Source organism: Flavihumibacter cheonanensis, assembly GCF_022352215.1.
Lineage (GTDB): Bacteria > Bacteroidota > Bacteroidia > Chitinophagales > Chitinophagaceae > Flavihumibacter > Flavihumibacter cheonanensis.
In genome coordinates this window covers 267,355-283,306 of record NZ_JAKRWF010000001.1, presented here as the reverse complement: position 1 = coordinate 283,306, position 15,952 = coordinate 267,355, and the positions used below count along the sequence as shown (strand labels likewise).

Annotated in this window: 15 protein-coding genes; 3 read left to right on the top strand and 12 right to left on the bottom strand. The window is 42.4% G+C overall.

Annotated features, from left to right (window positions below):
- Positions 1-113: 113 nt before the first annotated feature.
- The 4 genes from proC to purL are packed head-to-tail and all read right to left on the bottom strand — an operon-like array spanning position 114 to position 5,201.
- Positions 114-917: a pyrroline-5-carboxylate reductase gene (gene proC, locus MD536_RS01245; RefSeq protein WP_239594953.1), complete on the bottom strand. Its 804-nt coding sequence runs from the start codon at positions 915-917 to the stop codon at positions 114-116.
- Between the two features lie 17 nt (positions 918-934).
- Entirely contained in the window at positions 935-1,915 is a 981-nt protein-coding gene (gene rfaD / locus MD536_RS01240) for an ADP-glyceromanno-heptose 6-epimerase (protein ID WP_239594951.1), read from the bottom strand.
- Between the two features lie 29 nt (positions 1,916-1,944).
- Positions 1,945-2,955 carry a sensor histidine kinase gene (locus MD536_RS01235; RefSeq protein WP_239594949.1) on the bottom strand — a complete coding sequence of 337 codons (1,011 nt, stop codon included), beginning with the start codon at positions 2,953-2,955 and terminating at the stop codon, positions 1,945-1,947.
- Positions 2,956-2,969: 14 nt separating this feature from the next.
- Entirely contained in the window at positions 2,970-5,201 is a 2,232-nt protein-coding gene (gene purL, locus MD536_RS01230) for a phosphoribosylformylglycinamidine synthase subunit PurL (RefSeq protein ID WP_239594947.1), read from the bottom strand.
- 137 nt (positions 5,202-5,338) lie between these two features.
- On the opposite strand from purL, the gene MD536_RS01225 reads away from it, so the two are divergent.
- A complete protein-coding gene (locus tag MD536_RS01225) occupies positions 5,339-6,298 on the top strand; it encodes a glycosyltransferase family protein (protein WP_239594944.1) in 960 nt (319 codons plus the stop codon).
- A 4-nt stretch (positions 6,299-6,302) separates the two neighbouring features.
- Here MD536_RS01225 and MD536_RS01220 read toward each other — a convergent pair whose 3' ends face one another.
- Complete coding sequence (locus tag MD536_RS01220) at positions 6,303-7,430, bottom strand: glycosyltransferase family 4 protein (protein WP_239594942.1); 1,128 nt, start codon at positions 7,428-7,430, stop codon at positions 6,303-6,305.
- 118 nt (positions 7,431-7,548) lie between these two features.
- Here MD536_RS01220 and MD536_RS01215 point away from each other — a divergent pair, with 118 nt between their 5' ends.
- Complete coding sequence (locus MD536_RS01215) at positions 7,549-8,772, top strand: hypothetical protein (RefSeq protein WP_239594940.1); 1,224 nt, start codon at positions 7,549-7,551, stop codon at positions 8,770-8,772.
- Between the two features lie 98 nt (positions 8,773-8,870).
- Positions 8,871-11,060, top strand: coding sequence for a glutamine synthetase III family protein (locus tag MD536_RS01210; RefSeq protein WP_239594938.1), 2,190 nt, complete (start codon positions 8,871-8,873; stop codon positions 11,058-11,060).
- Between the two features lie 299 nt (positions 11,061-11,359).
- On the opposite strand, the gene hpf is transcribed toward MD536_RS01210, so the two are convergent.
- The 7 genes from hpf to ku form a co-directional block, all read right to left on the bottom strand.
- Positions 11,360-11,656 (bottom strand): ribosome hibernation-promoting factor, HPF/YfiA family, encoded by a 297-nt coding sequence (gene hpf, locus MD536_RS01205; protein WP_239594936.1) that lies wholly within the window; start codon positions 11,654-11,656, stop codon positions 11,360-11,362.
- A 159-nt stretch (positions 11,657-11,815) separates the two neighbouring features.
- A complete protein-coding gene (nudK, locus tag MD536_RS01200) occupies positions 11,816-12,394 on the bottom strand; it encodes a GDP-mannose pyrophosphatase NudK (RefSeq protein ID WP_239594934.1) in 579 nt (192 codons plus the stop codon).
- A 237-nt stretch (positions 12,395-12,631) separates the two neighbouring features.
- Positions 12,632-13,048, bottom strand: a complete 417-nt coding sequence (gene arr, locus MD536_RS01195; protein ID WP_239594932.1) for an NAD(+)--rifampin ADP-ribosyltransferase — start codon at positions 13,046-13,048, stop codon at positions 12,632-12,634.
- A 12-nt stretch (positions 13,049-13,060) separates the two neighbouring features.
- Entirely contained in the window at positions 13,061-13,606 is a 546-nt protein-coding gene (locus MD536_RS01190; protein ID WP_239594930.1) for a dihydrofolate reductase family protein, read from the bottom strand.
- A complete protein-coding gene (locus MD536_RS01185) occupies positions 13,603-14,043 on the bottom strand; it encodes a VOC family protein (protein ID WP_239594929.1) in 441 nt (146 codons plus the stop codon). The genes MD536_RS01190 and MD536_RS01185 overlap by 4 nt, the downstream gene beginning before the upstream one ends.
- Before the next feature lie 375 nt (positions 14,044-14,418).
- On the bottom strand, positions 14,419-15,174 hold the full coding sequence (locus tag MD536_RS01180; RefSeq protein WP_239594927.1) for a CHAD domain-containing protein: 756 nt from the start codon (positions 15,172-15,174) through the stop codon (positions 14,419-14,421).
- Positions 15,171-15,938 carry a non-homologous end joining protein Ku gene (gene ku / locus MD536_RS01175; protein WP_239594925.1) on the bottom strand — a complete coding sequence of 256 codons (768 nt, stop codon included), beginning with the start codon at positions 15,936-15,938 and terminating at the stop codon, positions 15,171-15,173. Before ku ends, MD536_RS01180 begins: the two co-directional genes overlap by 4 nt.
- Positions 15,939-15,952 lie beyond the last annotated feature (14 nt).

The window sequence follows — 15,952 nt, the reverse complement described above, 5'->3', positions numbered from 1 at the left end:
TTAGATTCTAGGTTATTCACAGGTTAGGAAGGGCGAAGGTATAAAAAAAACCTAATATCTAGGTGAATTCCCTTACCCTCGCTTGCATCTAAAACGAATAAGTTTTTCAAATATTATTTATCCGCCTGGATTTTCACATAACTCGCTGATATCCCTTTAATAAGGGAGGAACTAAACCCCTGGTGCTCCATTTCATTGAGGCCAGCTATCGTACAGCCTTTCGGAGTAGTTACCTTATCGATTTCATATTCGGGATGTGTGCCCTTCTGAAGCAGCAGTTCGGCTGCCCCTTTTACTGTTTGTGCAGCAATCAGGCTGGCGGTTTTCGCATCAAAACCAATCTCAATACCCCCCTGGATATTTGCCCGGATGTAGCGCATAGCGTAAGCCGTACCGCAAGCACCCAATACGGTGGCAGCATCCATCAGTTTTTCATCTATGATCACTACCCTGCCTACCTGGCTAAATAGTTCCAGTACCCAATTTACCTGGTCCTCGGTTGCTTTGGAATGGCTCAGGCAGGTCATACTTTCCCGGATAGCAACTGCTGTATTAGGCATGGCGCGAAAAATGGCCGGAATCTTATCCTCCAGTAATTCAGAGCGCATTTCCTGGGTGCTCACTCCCGTTACTACTGAAATTAATAGTTTTTCAGCTGTAAGGCTGGGAGCAATTTCCCGGATCACTTCCCTGATCTGAAAAGGTTTAACTGCCAGAAGAATTACATCAGCCCCTGCAGCAGCGGCCGCGTTATCATTGGTAATGGCCATGCCCTGCTGCTGGTAAGGCTGGAGCAGGGTGGTATTGCGACGGGTAATGGTGATCTGTCCGGGAGATAAAAATCCGCCTGCGGTCAACCCCTCCACAATGGAAAGGCCAAGATTTCCTCCGCCAATGATGGCTATGGTTTTGCTCATATATTCGTTTGCTTGCTTTAATAATAGTGGCCGTCGGCCAGGTAATTACGTACATATTCCCCTACTCCATCTTCAAGTGAGTAAAAGCTTTCTTTATACCCTGCAGCTTTTAACTTACTCATATTGGCCTCGGTAAAATACTGATACTTATCCCGGATATCTTCCGGCATGTCAATGAAGTGGATCTCCGGCACTTTTCCAAGCCCGGCAAATGTTGCTTTTACCAGGTCTTCAAAACTACGGGCCTTGCCAGTGCCCAGGTTGTACAAACCCGAAGCAGGTTGGTTTTCCATCAACCAATAACAAACTTTGATTACATCCTTCACATAAATAAAATCCCGCAGTTGCTGGCCATCTTTAAAGTCGGGCCGGTGGGACCTGAACAGCTTTACAAATCCCTGGTCGCGAATCTGGTTAAACGAATGCCAGATCACCGATGCCATTCTGCCCTTGTGGTATTCATTCGGACCATACACATTGAAGAATTTCAATCCGGCCCAGAATGGTGGATGCATGGATTCATGCAGTACCCATTTATCAAATTCATTCTTGGAAATGCCGTAGGGATTCAGGGGTTGCAGTTGAAAGGGCAATTCGTGCGAATCATCATATCCAAGTGCTCCGCTTCCATAGGTAGCAGCTGAAGATGCATACACTAGTGGTATGCTGTGAATCACACAGTAATTCCAGATCTTTTGGGAGTATTCCACATTTAATCGCTGGTGAATACTATAATCAAATTCGGTGGTATCTGTTCTTGCACCGAGGTGAAAGATGAATGCAATATTGGGACGATGATTTTGTAACCATTCAAAAAAAACATCCCGCTCTATTTTCTCCAAGTATTTTTTATCCTCCAGGTTCGGGTCCTTAGCAGTTTTTGAAAAATCATCTACCAGCACCAGGTTGGAATATCCTTTCAGATTCAAATATCCAACCATACAACTTCCAATGAAGCCGGCTGCCCCGGTTACTACAATAACTTCTTTATTGTCCATTGGATAAAGGTACTAAGTGAACGCTGAATTCAGACAGTTGCAAGTACCCGAATGCTTACCATACCAGGCTCCTCCTCGTCGATGCTGGTATTTGCATTGATAAAACTGGCACGATCCCGGATCCGGTCCAGTGTATTGGCAAACAACTGACGGTTTATAATTATTTTATAGTAGAGGTGTATGGACAAACAATAACCAGCTGCAGTCTGATCCAGTTCAATTGCAACTTTTTGAATTTCGACATTCAACATGAAAGAAGTGAGTGCTTCCTGGCTGATGCGTAGGAAATCAACCTCCATTCCACCGGTGGGATCTTCTTTCAGGTTGGCTGAAAAGGTGCAGGGAACGCCACTCAGCAGGGAGAATTCCCGGCATTGCCATTCCAGTGTGGCACTTAAGCCAACATGCCCCAGCATGTTAGAACCAATGCTAAAAGTAATCCTTCGAATGGTCGCAATTAATAATTCCGTAATTCCTGCTGCATGTTCCAGGCGGCTGCGACTTCCTTGTGTAAGATTATTTTCCCTGCGATTCACCCACTCAATGTCCATTTTAATTACAGAAGCAAGCTGTGCCATTTCTTCATGTAATTCCGAAGCAAGAAATTTCCGGTCCTCTTCCATACTGGAACGAAAATGGGAAGCCAGGCTCTTGAATTTTTCGTATTCCACCTCTATTTCCTTCTCTACCATCTTTCTTTTGGAAATATCCTTGGCAATGGCAAATACCAGTTCTTTTTCAGGATTGTAAATGGAAGACCACTCCAACCATACCACTCCCCCGTTTTTTGTGAGATACCTGTTTTCGAAATTGAGCAGGGCTTTGCCCTCAATAAGATTAGCCCGCATTTCTGCAGTAGCTTCCCGATCTTCCGGATGAATAAAACTGGCTATAGGTTTTGAGAGCAACTCCTCCTCACTGTAACCTAAAACAGCTACAACTGCCTTGTTAACTTTTTTTAAATAGCCATCTTTCCCTGCTATGCAAACAAGGTCGGGGGTTATATTAAAAAACTGAAACAGGTCACTGGAAACAGCCATTCGGATGCTAAGGATTAAAGTGCACTCAGTGCATGTTCAGATTCATGTCCGGCCAGAAATTTCTCAATGGCAGTATCGTATTGATTTTTCCATTCGCCAACAGATCCCCAGTTCTCACCATCAACCCGGATATCACCATTGGTAACGGTACCCAGTAACCGAAAAGAAGCGGTACCCAGTGCTGCTTCAAATGCTGCTTTTTGTTCGGGCTTAACAGAAACAACCACTCGGCTCTGTCCTTCACCAAACAGATCCGCGTCCTTACGTATAGCACTATCAGTTGTTATATCAAATCCAAGGTCGTTTACAAACCCACTTTCCAGCAGGGTGATAAACAATCCACCTTCACTGATATCATGGGCAGAACGGATTTGCTTTGCACGAATCAGCTGAAGGACTTTAGACTGTAACTGAAATTCTTCTTCAAGTTCAAAATAGGGAGCAGGAGAATATTCAACACCGCCAATTTTTTGCAGGTATTCGGAGCTGTTGATATCATTGGTTGCTTTACCAACCAGGTAAACCAGGTCACCCACTTCTTGGAAACCAAGTGTCATGCGATCCTGATACGAATCCAATAAGCCTACCATACCAATGGTTGGAGTAGGATAAACCGGACCGTCGGGGTTCTGGTTGTAGAAACTAACGTTACCACCGGTAACAGGAGTATTGAAACGACGACAGGCATCCCCCATTCCTTTAATTGCGTGCACGAATTGATAATAGACCTGCGGGTCATAGGGATTACCAAAGTTCAGGCAGTTGGTAACGCCCAGGGGCTCACCACCAGAGCAAACAATATTGCGGGCTGCTTCGGCTACCGCGATCATGGCTCCTTTATAAGGATCGGCAAAAACATACCGGCTATTACAATCTGTTGTTACAGCCAATGCCTTATTGGAAGGTTTAGCCAATACTACCGCAGCATCACTGGGGGCATTGGTAGAAGTATTACCGGTACCCACCATACTGTCGTACTGAACATAGATCCAACGTTTGGAGGCAATATTTGGCAGGTTTACCAATTGCTGGGCTACTTTTTTATAATCCGCCGGCTGAGGAATAGAAGCCGGATCAAACTGATTGATCTTTTCAAAATAGGAAGGCGTTTCATAGCTACGGTCGTACTGAGGAGCACCACCACCCAGTACTAACTCTTCAGCCGGGATGGAAGCTTCCAGTTCCCCATGCATATAAAAGTTCAGGATTCCGTCATCCGTAACTTCTCCTATAACAGAACAAGGCAGGTCCCATTTTTCGAAAATGGCTTCCACCACTGCTTCCTTGCCTTTTTCAACCACCATCAGCATACGTTCCTGGCTTTCGCTAAGCAGGAGTTCCCAGGTTTTCATATTAGCCTGGCGGGTAGGCACCTTATCCAGGTCGATGCGCATCCCAACCTTACCCTTTGCACTCATTTCAGCAGTGGAGCAGATAATTCCGGCGGCACCCATATCCTGCATACCCACTACAGCTCCTGTTTGAATAACTTCGAGGCAGGCTTCCAGCAATTTTTTTTCCTGGAAGGGATCGCCTACCTGAACCGCGGGCAGTTCCTCCGCACTTTCGGCAGTAATATCGGCCGAGGCAAAAGAAGCTCCTCCAATACCATCTTTTCCGGTAGCTGATCCTACAAACATAACTGGGTTGCCAATTCCGGCTGCAGTAGCACTAACTGTTTCTCCTGCCTTTACCACCCCCACGCTCATTGCATTAACAAGGGGGTTGGTATGATAACATTGTTCAAAATAGATTTCTCCTCCAACTGTCGGAACACCGAAACAGTTTCCATAGTGCCCGATACCGTGCACCACCCCACCCAGCAGGTGTTGGGTTTTGGCTTCCTGGAGTTTCCCGAAACGAAGGGAGTTCAGGGCAGCAATGGGACGTGCGCCCATGGTAAAAATATCCCGGTGAATACCACCTACCCCGGTTGCAGCCCCCTGGAAGGGTTCGATAGCCGAAGGGTGGTTATGACTTTCGATCTTGAATACTACCCCGTAACCGTCGCCCATATCCATCAATCCGGCATTTTCCTCTCCGGCTGCTACAAGCATTTTACCACCTTCGCGGGGCAGGGTCTTGAGCCATTTGATGGAGTTTTTATAGGAACAGTGTTCACTCCACATGCCGGAAAAAGCACACAATTCATTGAAATTTGGCGTGCGTCCCAGTTTTTGTTTGATCAGTTCGAACTCTTCTGCGGTAAGTCGCAGTTGCTGGGCGGTTGTTACAGTTACTTCCATGTTTTTTGGCGGATAGTGTAAGAAAGCGCAAAGGTAAGGTACCTGACCGAGCCAGTGAAATCAAGTACTAAAAAACTGTTGAATGCAAAATAAGCTTCCCCTACTTTTGAAATCAAAAGCTGTTTCTTTAACTAACAATGGAAACTCCTCCCGTCATTGGTTTTATTCATTCGGGCAAAGCATTTCTGCCTGAACTGGAATCTTATAAGCGTTTTTTTAACCGGATCGGGGTTAGATCTCTTGAGTTGCACCCTCGGGAAAGAGAAAAATACGTTTTAACTGTTGAATGGCATATGATGGGTACTCATTGGGTTAAATCTTCAAAGAAATCCATAATCATTCATGAATACGCCTCCCCCTCAACTCCTCCATTCGCAGGTTTTAAGAATCAAATCAAGCGATACTGGACCTGTCGACCGGATTACAGGTTGTTCCTAAACGAAGCAACCCGAAAAGAGATGGGGTTTTCTGATACAATACCATATGGCTATAGAGATATGTTCATACCCGTTATACCGGAAAGTTATCTTAAATCGAAGACAGTCCCGCTTTACGATTTTGTTTATGCGGGTTCACTATCTGCCGACAGAAAACCTGAAAGATTACTTGACCTCTTCAGCAAGGGCCGACTTCAGGACTATCGCCTGTTAATACTTTCAAGAAATTATACATGGCTCCAAAACAAGTATCGCGCTTCAACTAATATTACATTCATAGGCCCGGTTCCGCAAACAGAACTGGGACACTATTTTGCTAAGGCTCGTTTTGGAATTGACTATCGGCCTACAATAAAACCTTACGATATCCAGACATCAAGCAAATTGCTGGAATACATTGCTTATGAATTACCTGTAATATGTTCTTCTACCAAGTGGTTAAGATCTTTTCAAGAGCAGTTCGGGGGGCGTTTTTTTATGCTGGATGAAAACCTTGCAAACTTTACCATGGAAGCAGTAGAAGCATTTGAATTCAGAAAACCTGACCTCAGCAACTGGACATTTTCACATCAAATGAAACAATCTGGGATTTTACCATTTCTGTTTGAAAAAACCGGACTAAAGCAATTCAATTTAGATATTGGGGAAACAACCTGGTAAGGAATCAGGAAATCTGGGTAATGATCCGCCGGTATTCATGTATAACTTTATCCATTCCAAATCGACTAACCACTTTTTCCCGTCCTTTTTGTCCCATTTTTTTGAGATCCTGTTCATTTAGTAGCAGCATCTCTTCCATTTTTTTTGCCAGGTCAAAGGGATCCTGTATCTGGCACAGATAGCCGTTTACACCATCCTCCACCACATCCCGGCAACCTGTATTATTAGTTGTGATGATTGGGAGTTCCATACTGGCTGCTTCTAACAGGCTGCGTGGTACACCTTCATTATAGTAGGAAGGAAAGACAAATACATCTGCAAAGGCCAGGAAAGGACGAACATCTTCCTTAAAGCCAAGGAAGTTGATTAGTCCCTGCGACTGCCATTGCTGCACTTTCAAAGGTGCGATTGAATCGGGATGATTTTCTTCGAAGAACCCCAACACAACGGATTCAAATACATAATCTTTCAATTTTAATAATCTGCTGGCCTCCACAAAAAGTTCAACACCTTTACTTTTCAGCATCCGGCAGGACATCAGGAATTGAAAGGTTGGATTCTTTTGACGAACCGCTGGTGGATGAAAATAGGAAGTATTAATCCCTTCCCCGGGCAACACATTTATTTTATGAAGGGGTACGATGCGCTCCCGTACAAACAAAAGTGCATCTTCATTATTCAGGAAAAGCACTTCCTTAGCTCCACTCAGAGAAAAACGATAAAGTTGCTTGATTATGAAATAGAGCAGGTTCTTTCTGGAAAATGCAAAACCCAGTCCGGTAATAACTGCCACCGAAGGAATTCCATTTTTGTGTGCTGCAATCGTTCCATAAATATTTGGCTTAGCTACATAGTGAAATATCAGGTCGGGGTTGATTTTTTTATAAAGCCGCTTCAGGTTCATCAGAAATTTCAAATCCGTAAATGGATTAATTACTTTATTATCGAAATCAATCGAAACATGTGAACAGCCAAGTGCTACGATTTTTTCAACAATAGCATGGTCAGGTGTAATAATTAAAATCTCATGCCCGTCAGCGATCAGCATTTTAATGATATCAACTCTGAAATTATAGATGGACCAGGCGTTATTGGATACAAAAGCAATCTTCAAATTCTTTCTATCGCTCACTAAATCAAATATTAATCTTTCAAATGTATAGATTTGGAAACAATTCAGGGAAACGATAATGAATTATATTCTCTTCTTTATTGCCTTTGCGACATTCTATTTCTTGCTTTACCGTTTGATGAGGAAAACGAACCACGGATTGAATCCGGGGGAACTTGCGTTTGTTTTTACAGGCAAAGTGCTTGCAGCCTGCCTATACGGTTGGTTGCTATTACATTACTACGGCGGCGACGACACCTGGGTTATACATGAGGATACCCTGATGGAATGGCGTCAGATGAAAAGTAACCCATTGCGCTTCTTCGTATATGAAATTGATCTACGTCAATACATAACCGACATGGGATGGAAAGAAGGCCTTCCCTATTTCAGGATGAAATTGGAAAAAGCCATCATCAATAAACCATTGGGAGTCTTTAATTTTTTTTCACAGGGGAATTTTTACGTTAATATGGTAGCCTTTAGCTTTATGAGCTTTTGGGGATCCTTTTGGTTATACCAGGTGCTGGTTCACTTGTTGCCTGCCTACAAAAAATGGACTTTTGGGGTGTTATTCTTTTATCCACCCGCCTTATTCTGGCTAAGCGGGCTGCGAAGTGATGCGATGCTATTTTTCTTTTTCAGCCTTTTTGTTTCAAGGTTGTACAGGCAATGGTATATCCAGGCTACAGCGAAAAATATCTGGATTGTCGTACTAGCCTGGATTGGTATGATTGTTATTAAAGCAAGTTTTGCCCTTTTATTGCTGGTGCCCATATTCAGTTGGTGGCTCTGTGCAAGGAAAAAATGGAATTGGAGGAACGTCTTTTTTGGCACTACGGTGATTGCACTGGGGGCATTCTTTCTAAGTTCGGTTTTCCCGGCCCCTTTTAACCTGCCACAGGCAGTTACCAATGTTCAGCAAGAGTTTTTTGCGCTGGAGGGCAAAACCAGGGTTAATTTACCAGCACTTGATTCCAACCCTATAACCTACCTGAAAAATCTACCGGCAGCCGTTGATAATATATTATTACGTCCCTATCCCTGGGATGCGAAGGGAATTTTGCAATATGCAATGGCTGCTCAAAATATTTTTATAATATGTCTGATAGGCTTCGTATTTATCCGGAGATTTCCTGGCATGATAGATTTGGTTCCACATGCTTTACTCTGGATGCTGTTCTTCTTTAGTATAAGTTTCTATCTGTCAATCGGTTATACTGTTCCATTCCCAGGTGCAACCATCCGCTATCGGGTGATTCCGGAGACAATGCTGGTTTGGCTTTTATCCATTGGAGCTATGGGATCAACAATTACACATTATAATATTTTCAATGTTTATAAAAAGCAAAAAAACATTTGAAATTCATCGCTCAATTACTGAATTGTTATCATTTTTTTAAGCAACTTAGCGGAAATTTATTCTTAACCGGAAAAATTAACAGCTAAAAATTATTTCTCATGTCATTACGTGTTAGTGCTATCAACAACATCAGCCAGGGAAAGGATCTGAAGGGGCCTGCGTCTGCCAAAATCACTGCTTTGTTTGGTGAAAACGTATTCACCCTTCAGAAAGCCAGGGCATTCCTAAGCGATGAGGCTTATAAAAGCCTGTTGTCTTCTATCAAAGGATCCAAAAAAATTGACCGCACTGTAGCCAACCAGATTGCAGCAGGCATGCGTCAATGGGCCGAGACAAAAGGAGTTACGCACTACACACACTGGTTCCAGCCTTTGACAGGAACTACCGCAGAAAAGCATGATTCCTTCTTCACCTTAAAGGGTGATGGAACTGCCATTGAGGAGTTTGACGGAGCTGCCCTGATTCAGCAGGAGCCGGATGCTTCTTCTTTCCCAAGTGGTGGTATCCGTGCAACTTTTGAAGCACGTGGTTATACAGCCTGGGATCCCTCCTCTCCTGCTTTTATTATGGAGATTGGAAATGGAAAAACGCTTTGCATTCCAACCATTTTTGTTTCATATACAGGTGAAACGCTTGATTATAAAGCGCCTCTTCTGAAATCATTGGAATCACTGAACAAGAGCGCTGTTGAGGTAGCCAATTATTTTGATAAAAATGTGAGCCGTGTTTCTGCTACCCTGGGTTGGGAGCAGGAGTATTTTGTGATCGACGAAGGCATGTTCAATGCACGTCCCGACCTGGTATTGAGTGGTCGCACCGTATTTGGGCATGCACCAGCTAAAGGCCAGCAATTGGAGGATCATTATTTTGGTTCAATTCCAGAGCGGGTATATGCCTTCATGCGTGATTTCGAAAATGAATCGTACAAACTGGGTATTCCACTGAGAACGCGTCATAATGAAGTAGCACCTGCACAGTTCGAGTGTGCTCCGATATTTGAAGAAGTAAGCGTGGCAGTTGATCACAATACCTTATTAATGGATGTGATGAACCGGGTGGCTCGCAGACATGGATTGCGTGTATTACTGCATGAAAAGCCATTCGCGGGTATCAATGGTAGCGGTAAGCACAACAACTGGAGCATGTCAACAGATACAGGGGTAAACCTGCTGGCTCCGGGTAAAACACCGAAGACCAACCTGATGTTCCTTACTTTCTTTGTGAATACGATTAAAGCAGTACATGATTATTCAGACCTGCTGCGTGCAAGTATCGCATCTGCGAGTAACGATTACCGTTTGGGCGCGAATGAAGCACCTCCTGCGATCATTTCTGTATTCATTGGGCAGTACCTGACTAAAGTATTGGAAGAAATCAAAGAGCGTGTAGGTGATAAGTTTGACGAGCAGGATGAAGCTATCCTCAAGTTGGATCTGCACAGAAGCATTCCAGAGTTGTTGCTGGATAATACAGACCGGAACCGTACTTCTCCATTCGCTTTCACCGGTAACAAGTTTGAGTTCCGTGCAGTAGGATCTTCCGCCAACTGTGCCAACGCAATGACCACCCTTAATACCATCATGGCCGATACGCTGAAGAAATTCAAGCAGGATGTGGATGTATTGATTGAGAAAGGGGAGAAAAAAGAGATTGCGATCATGCATGTGATCCGTGAATATATTGTAGCGAGCGATAAAGTATTGTTTGAAGGAGATGGTTACAGTGAAGAGTGGGAAAAAGAAGCAGCTAAACGCGGATTACCAAATCTGAAAACTACTCCGCTGGCACTGGATGCCATGGTAACCGACAAAGCCAAGCACCTGTTTGAAAGCAATGAGGTATTATCTCATGTTGAGTTGGAAGCCCGTCATGAAATCGAGCTCGAAAAATATATCAAGAATGTACAGATCGAAGCCCGTATCATGGGAGAACTTTGCACCAGTCACGTTTTACCTGCGGCTGTTAAGTACCAGAATATCCTGATCAATAATATTAAAGGATTGAAGGAAATCGGGCTGAAGGAAAGCAGTTATGCGAACCAGTTGCAGATCCTAGAGAAGATCAGCGAGCATATCAATATCTTGTCTGACCTCGTAGAAAAAATGATTGAAGCACGGAAGGTTTGCAATGCCATGACCGACACCCGCACCAAGGCAATCGCATACGAAAGCCAGGTTAAAGCACCTTTCTTTGATGCGATCCGGTACCGCGTAGACAAACTGGAATTGCTGGTAGACGATGCCAACTGGCCGCTGCCCAAGTACAGAGAGATGCTGTTTATTCGTTAAGCGAATATTCTAAAGTATAGCAAAACCCGCCGATTGGCGGGTTTTGTGTTTAGGGGATGTGAGGGCTCAGAACATGAGCCGATTAATAGCAAATGAGCCGATTAATACCCCAAATGAGCCGATATTTTGTAACACCTAAAAATGCATGATATTGATTATCAAACTTTTACAAAATAGTTCAAACCATTTCCTACGCACATCCTACGTACATCCTACAGTTTTGAACTGCTAATGATCCGATAATCAACTACTTATGAATTAACAGAATTGAATCAATTGAATCATGGGACGAATATCTTCTAATACCCCTCCTTCGTCTTGCGCTTTTCAATTTGTCTTTCCAGTGCTTCTATGGCTTGCGATGTTGCTTTCTCAAAGGAAGAAGCCCGGGAACTTGCCAGCAAATCATTTCCGGGTATTACCAGGCGGATATCTGCTGTTTTATTATCATTCTTTTCAGACTTGTCAATACGCAGTGTGATTTCATAACTGATGATCGTATCCAGGTAACGACCTAGTCTTGCTACTTTCTCTTTTACAAATTCATTTAACTCTTCCTTTGCGGTGAAATCAAGCGTTTGAATATTGATATTCATGATGTTTTCATTTCTTACAAAGAAAGGGATTCCGGGGTATCTTCAACCTGACAGAAGTCAGTTTTGTGTTTGTTTTATATTAGCTGATAAAAGACGATTGTCGACTGGCTCTTCAAAAATATCAGATGGATATTTGATAAATACCGAACTGCCTCCGAATCATAAAATACCATTTAGTCTAATATACTGCAATAGCATAATCGTTTTTGCATCTTTAATTGCGCCGGTTTCGATCATTTGCAAAGTCTCAGTAAAAGGCAATTCCAATACTTCAATATTTTCTTCTTCGTGCTGCGCACCACCACCATCTGAAAGTTTCATTTCTTTGGTGTAGGTAGCTATGAAAAAATGCAGGATTTCAGTAACTGAACCGGGCGACATATACGCTTCAAATATCTTTTGAACGGCAGAAATTTTGTAGCCGGTTTCTTCTTCCGTTTCGCGTCGGATGCAATCTTCCGGATTGTCGTCATCCAATAAACCCGCACAAGCTTCAATCAACATACCGGATTCATTACCATTAACAAAGGAAGGCAGTCTGAATTGACGTGTTAATACTACTGTTTGCTGTTCCTTGTTATATAAAAGAATGGTTGCCCCATTTCCCCTATCGTACACTTCTCTGCTTTGGCTATGCCGGGAACCATCGGACTTGGTATAGTCGTAGGTGATCTTTTTAAGGATATACCAGTTGTCAGATAAAAGTTTGGTGTCGGTAATTTTTATATCTGATATCATACGTTGTAAAAAAAGAATAAGCTATACTATAAATATATCAAACAATATCGTTAAACCGGCAAGCAGAAGAACAGCAAATTTTTCCAACGGATTCGGTAATAATTCATCAGGGAAAAAGTGATCTACTAATGATTTCAGAAATACCTCATAACTCCCAAATATCAATTTGATTAGGAAAACAAGTACTATGAACTCGATAAGAATAAAGTAATAAATCGGTTTTATCTTATTACGCTTTTATTCATTCAGAGAATTAATACCCTGTGCTTTCAATTTAGCCAATCCCTCTTTCATGGCTTTTATTTGCTCTGGATCATGTCCCTGCCAAAGCGTTACTTCACCAACGACTCTAAAAGCATGCGTTGAACGATACGATTTAGTAGGATTACCGGGAAACTTTTTATCTGTTAAATCCGGATCATCTTCAATTGGACCGGTTGGCTCAACCAAATAGATTCTCTCATTACCTTCACCTGCTGCCAATTCAGCCGCCCAGATGGCGGCATCCAATGTAGCAGTAAGGAAAATATATTTCGCATTTTTATTGCTGCCATAATTGGAAGCAAACCCTGGTTCAATCAGATCGCCCAATTTTAAATCAGCTTTGGTTCCATGGAAGTAGGTCTGTTGAAAACCGGTCGGTGATGTACTCATAATGGCCTTTATTCAAAGAGGTTGGTAATATACTACAATTGCTCCCGAATCCAATGTTTTGGTCTTTATCAGTCGAAAGCTTTGCCGCCAATCCTGTTGTTCAAATAAGAATGCTCCTCTACCCGCAACCACCGGATGAATGCAAAGCTGAAATTCATCCACGAGATTAAACTTCATCAACTGAATTAGTAAACTCCGGCTTCCAATTAAAACGGTGCTCGCCTGCTGCATTTTGAGCCTTGAAACTACTTTTTCTGGTGTTTCATCTGCTATTGTTGCAGTATCCCAATTGGAAGAATTAAGGGTTCGCGAAAAAACAATTTTTTCTATTTTATCCATGCTGACAGCAAAAGCATCTGTTGCTTTGTTCCCGGTAGGATGCGCCACCACCGTTTTCCAATATTCCATGAGCTGATAGGTAATCCTGCCATATAAAATGACATCCGCCGGATCAATTAATTCAAAATAATGCTGATGCAACGCTTCACTTGCCTGAACTGCGGTGTGATCAAATACTCCATCAAGGGTCATGTTGATGGCAGCAATCACTTTATTCATACGATCTCACCTTTATAATTGGGATCAAAATCAACCATCCATTCAATACCATATTTATCTCTGAACATGCCGAAGTAGGAACCCCAGGGACTATCACCAATTGGAAATTCAATAGTACCACCAGCTGAAAGGCCATTAAACAATTTATCGGCTTCTTCCTTTGAGGTTGTGCTAATAGAAATCTTGGAGCGGTTTTCATTTTCATTTACCCGCCCCATACTTTCAGGAACATCATTACCCATTAAAATATTCTTTCCAATTGGCAATGCGATGTGCATTATTTTATCAGCTTCCTTTTCAGCAAATGAAGCACCCGGAACTGCCAGATCTTTATAACGCATGACTCTGAGAAACTCTCCACCAAAAACTGATTTGTAAAAGTTGAATGCTTCTTCAGCATTTCCATTAAAATTGATGTAAGGATTGATAAGTGCCATCGTTTTATTTTTAGTTAAACCTACACATATAACGATTGATTAACAAGGGGTCGATGCGTCAATTAGAGGGCTTGTTGCGCCATTGTCTTACCAAATGAAAAGCTCTTTCTATAAGTAATCCATATAGTACACAGTTTATAAACAAGCCAAGGAGAAACATAGGACCGTTCATAATGTCAAAAAATAAAGTATGGGTTGGAAACCGAAATACATAAAACAAGTCCGCCAAAAAAGAACCAACTTTTCCTTCACTTCCAGTACCTTCATCTCGTGCAGCTACAGCCCATAATGTCAAAAATGTTACAAAGGCTATTATTAATGAAGCAGTTGAAAATATTCTGAAATTAAATCCTGACATTACAATCTTATTGTCATCTAATTTAACCTCATTTCCTGATACTTACTCATCAATACCCCAAATTGATTCGCCTCCAGCTGATACAACATCTCCATACAACTAAGTTGCATATCTATTTTTTTTTGCTGCAGGAACTGAATCGCGGCCCAGGTATCATGCCAGGCGCCTACCTCATTCTGCAAATCATGCAAAAGATCAACTGGCAAATCCAGCTTGTTTTTTATCTTATTAGGTAACATCGAGTACACAAACAGCAGGTTTTTAATTTTCATTCGAAAAGAATGCATGCCGCTCCTGGTATGAGCATCAAAATTTCTATCGGCTTTTCTTTTTTTCTTTGCCAGGTACTTTTCAATTTTATTAAATGCAGGCAGGGGAAATGAAAAATCAGTTTCCTTTCTAAATTTCTTCACCCCTTTACTATAACCAGGAATACCCTTTACCAATTTCTCCTGTAACGAATACTGATCAAATTCCAATTCCTCTATCAGTGATTCCGGCTGGCAATGATGCTTCTTTAACAGCAGCACATTTAACTGCAGTTCCCGAATCTTACCGGCTTTATTGAATAGTTTTTGCAACCTCTTTGTATCATAATTGACATCGTAATTCACTTCCAGTATGTCCAGGATTGCTTTCACCTTTTTTATAGCTACGCGTAAGAGGTGAAGGTGCTCAGGATCTCCATCCGCCTTAAAATCTGCAAGCTGTTGCTCCACTGATTTCAAATGCGTTGAAATAAATGCAGCTGGTTTATCCTGCGTCTTTTTCACTTTTTTCGCTTTGGTTTTGCAAGGCTTTGTTGCAATTGTTCAATCAAATCACTGGCTGGTTTTTCTACCCTGGCCTTGGGTGCCGGTAATTTTTTACCGGTTGCTTTGGTTCTGATCAGTTTTTTCAACTTCGTAGTATAACTATCCTTAAAGTCGGCTATATTGAATTTGCCACTCATGCTTTTTATCAGGCTACCCGCCATCGTTAACTCATTCCGCTTGGGCGTAACCTTTTTAACTACAAAATCCGATGGATCACGGATCTCATTTAAGTACCGAAGGGTATGCAGAATGAGTAAGCCTTTTGCAGACCTCAATAACACCGGCTTCTCTTTATTTCGTAAAACAAAACTACCCACACCTGCTTTTCCAGCTTTCTGCAGGGCAGTTTCCAGCAAACTAAAAGCCCGCTCCCCTCCTTTTGCAGGCGCCAGGTAATAGGCATTATCAAAGAGAATCATATCCACTTCCGCCGGATTCACAAAGGCTTCCATGTTGATGGTTTTGGTTTTCTCAGGACTTGCGGCATCAAAATCCTCGTCTGTTAGCACCACGTATTTACCATCCAGGTCATAACCTTTTACAATGTTCTCCCACAACACTTCCTTGCCGGTTTTTTCATTTACGCGTTTGAATTTAATCGGACTGTGATCTTTTTTATCCAGCATATCAAAATCCAGTGCGCGTTCATTTACTGCAGAAAACAATTTCACCGGAATGTTTACCAGTCCGAATGCAATACTGCCTGTCCAGATTGATCTCATAACATTTCGCTTTT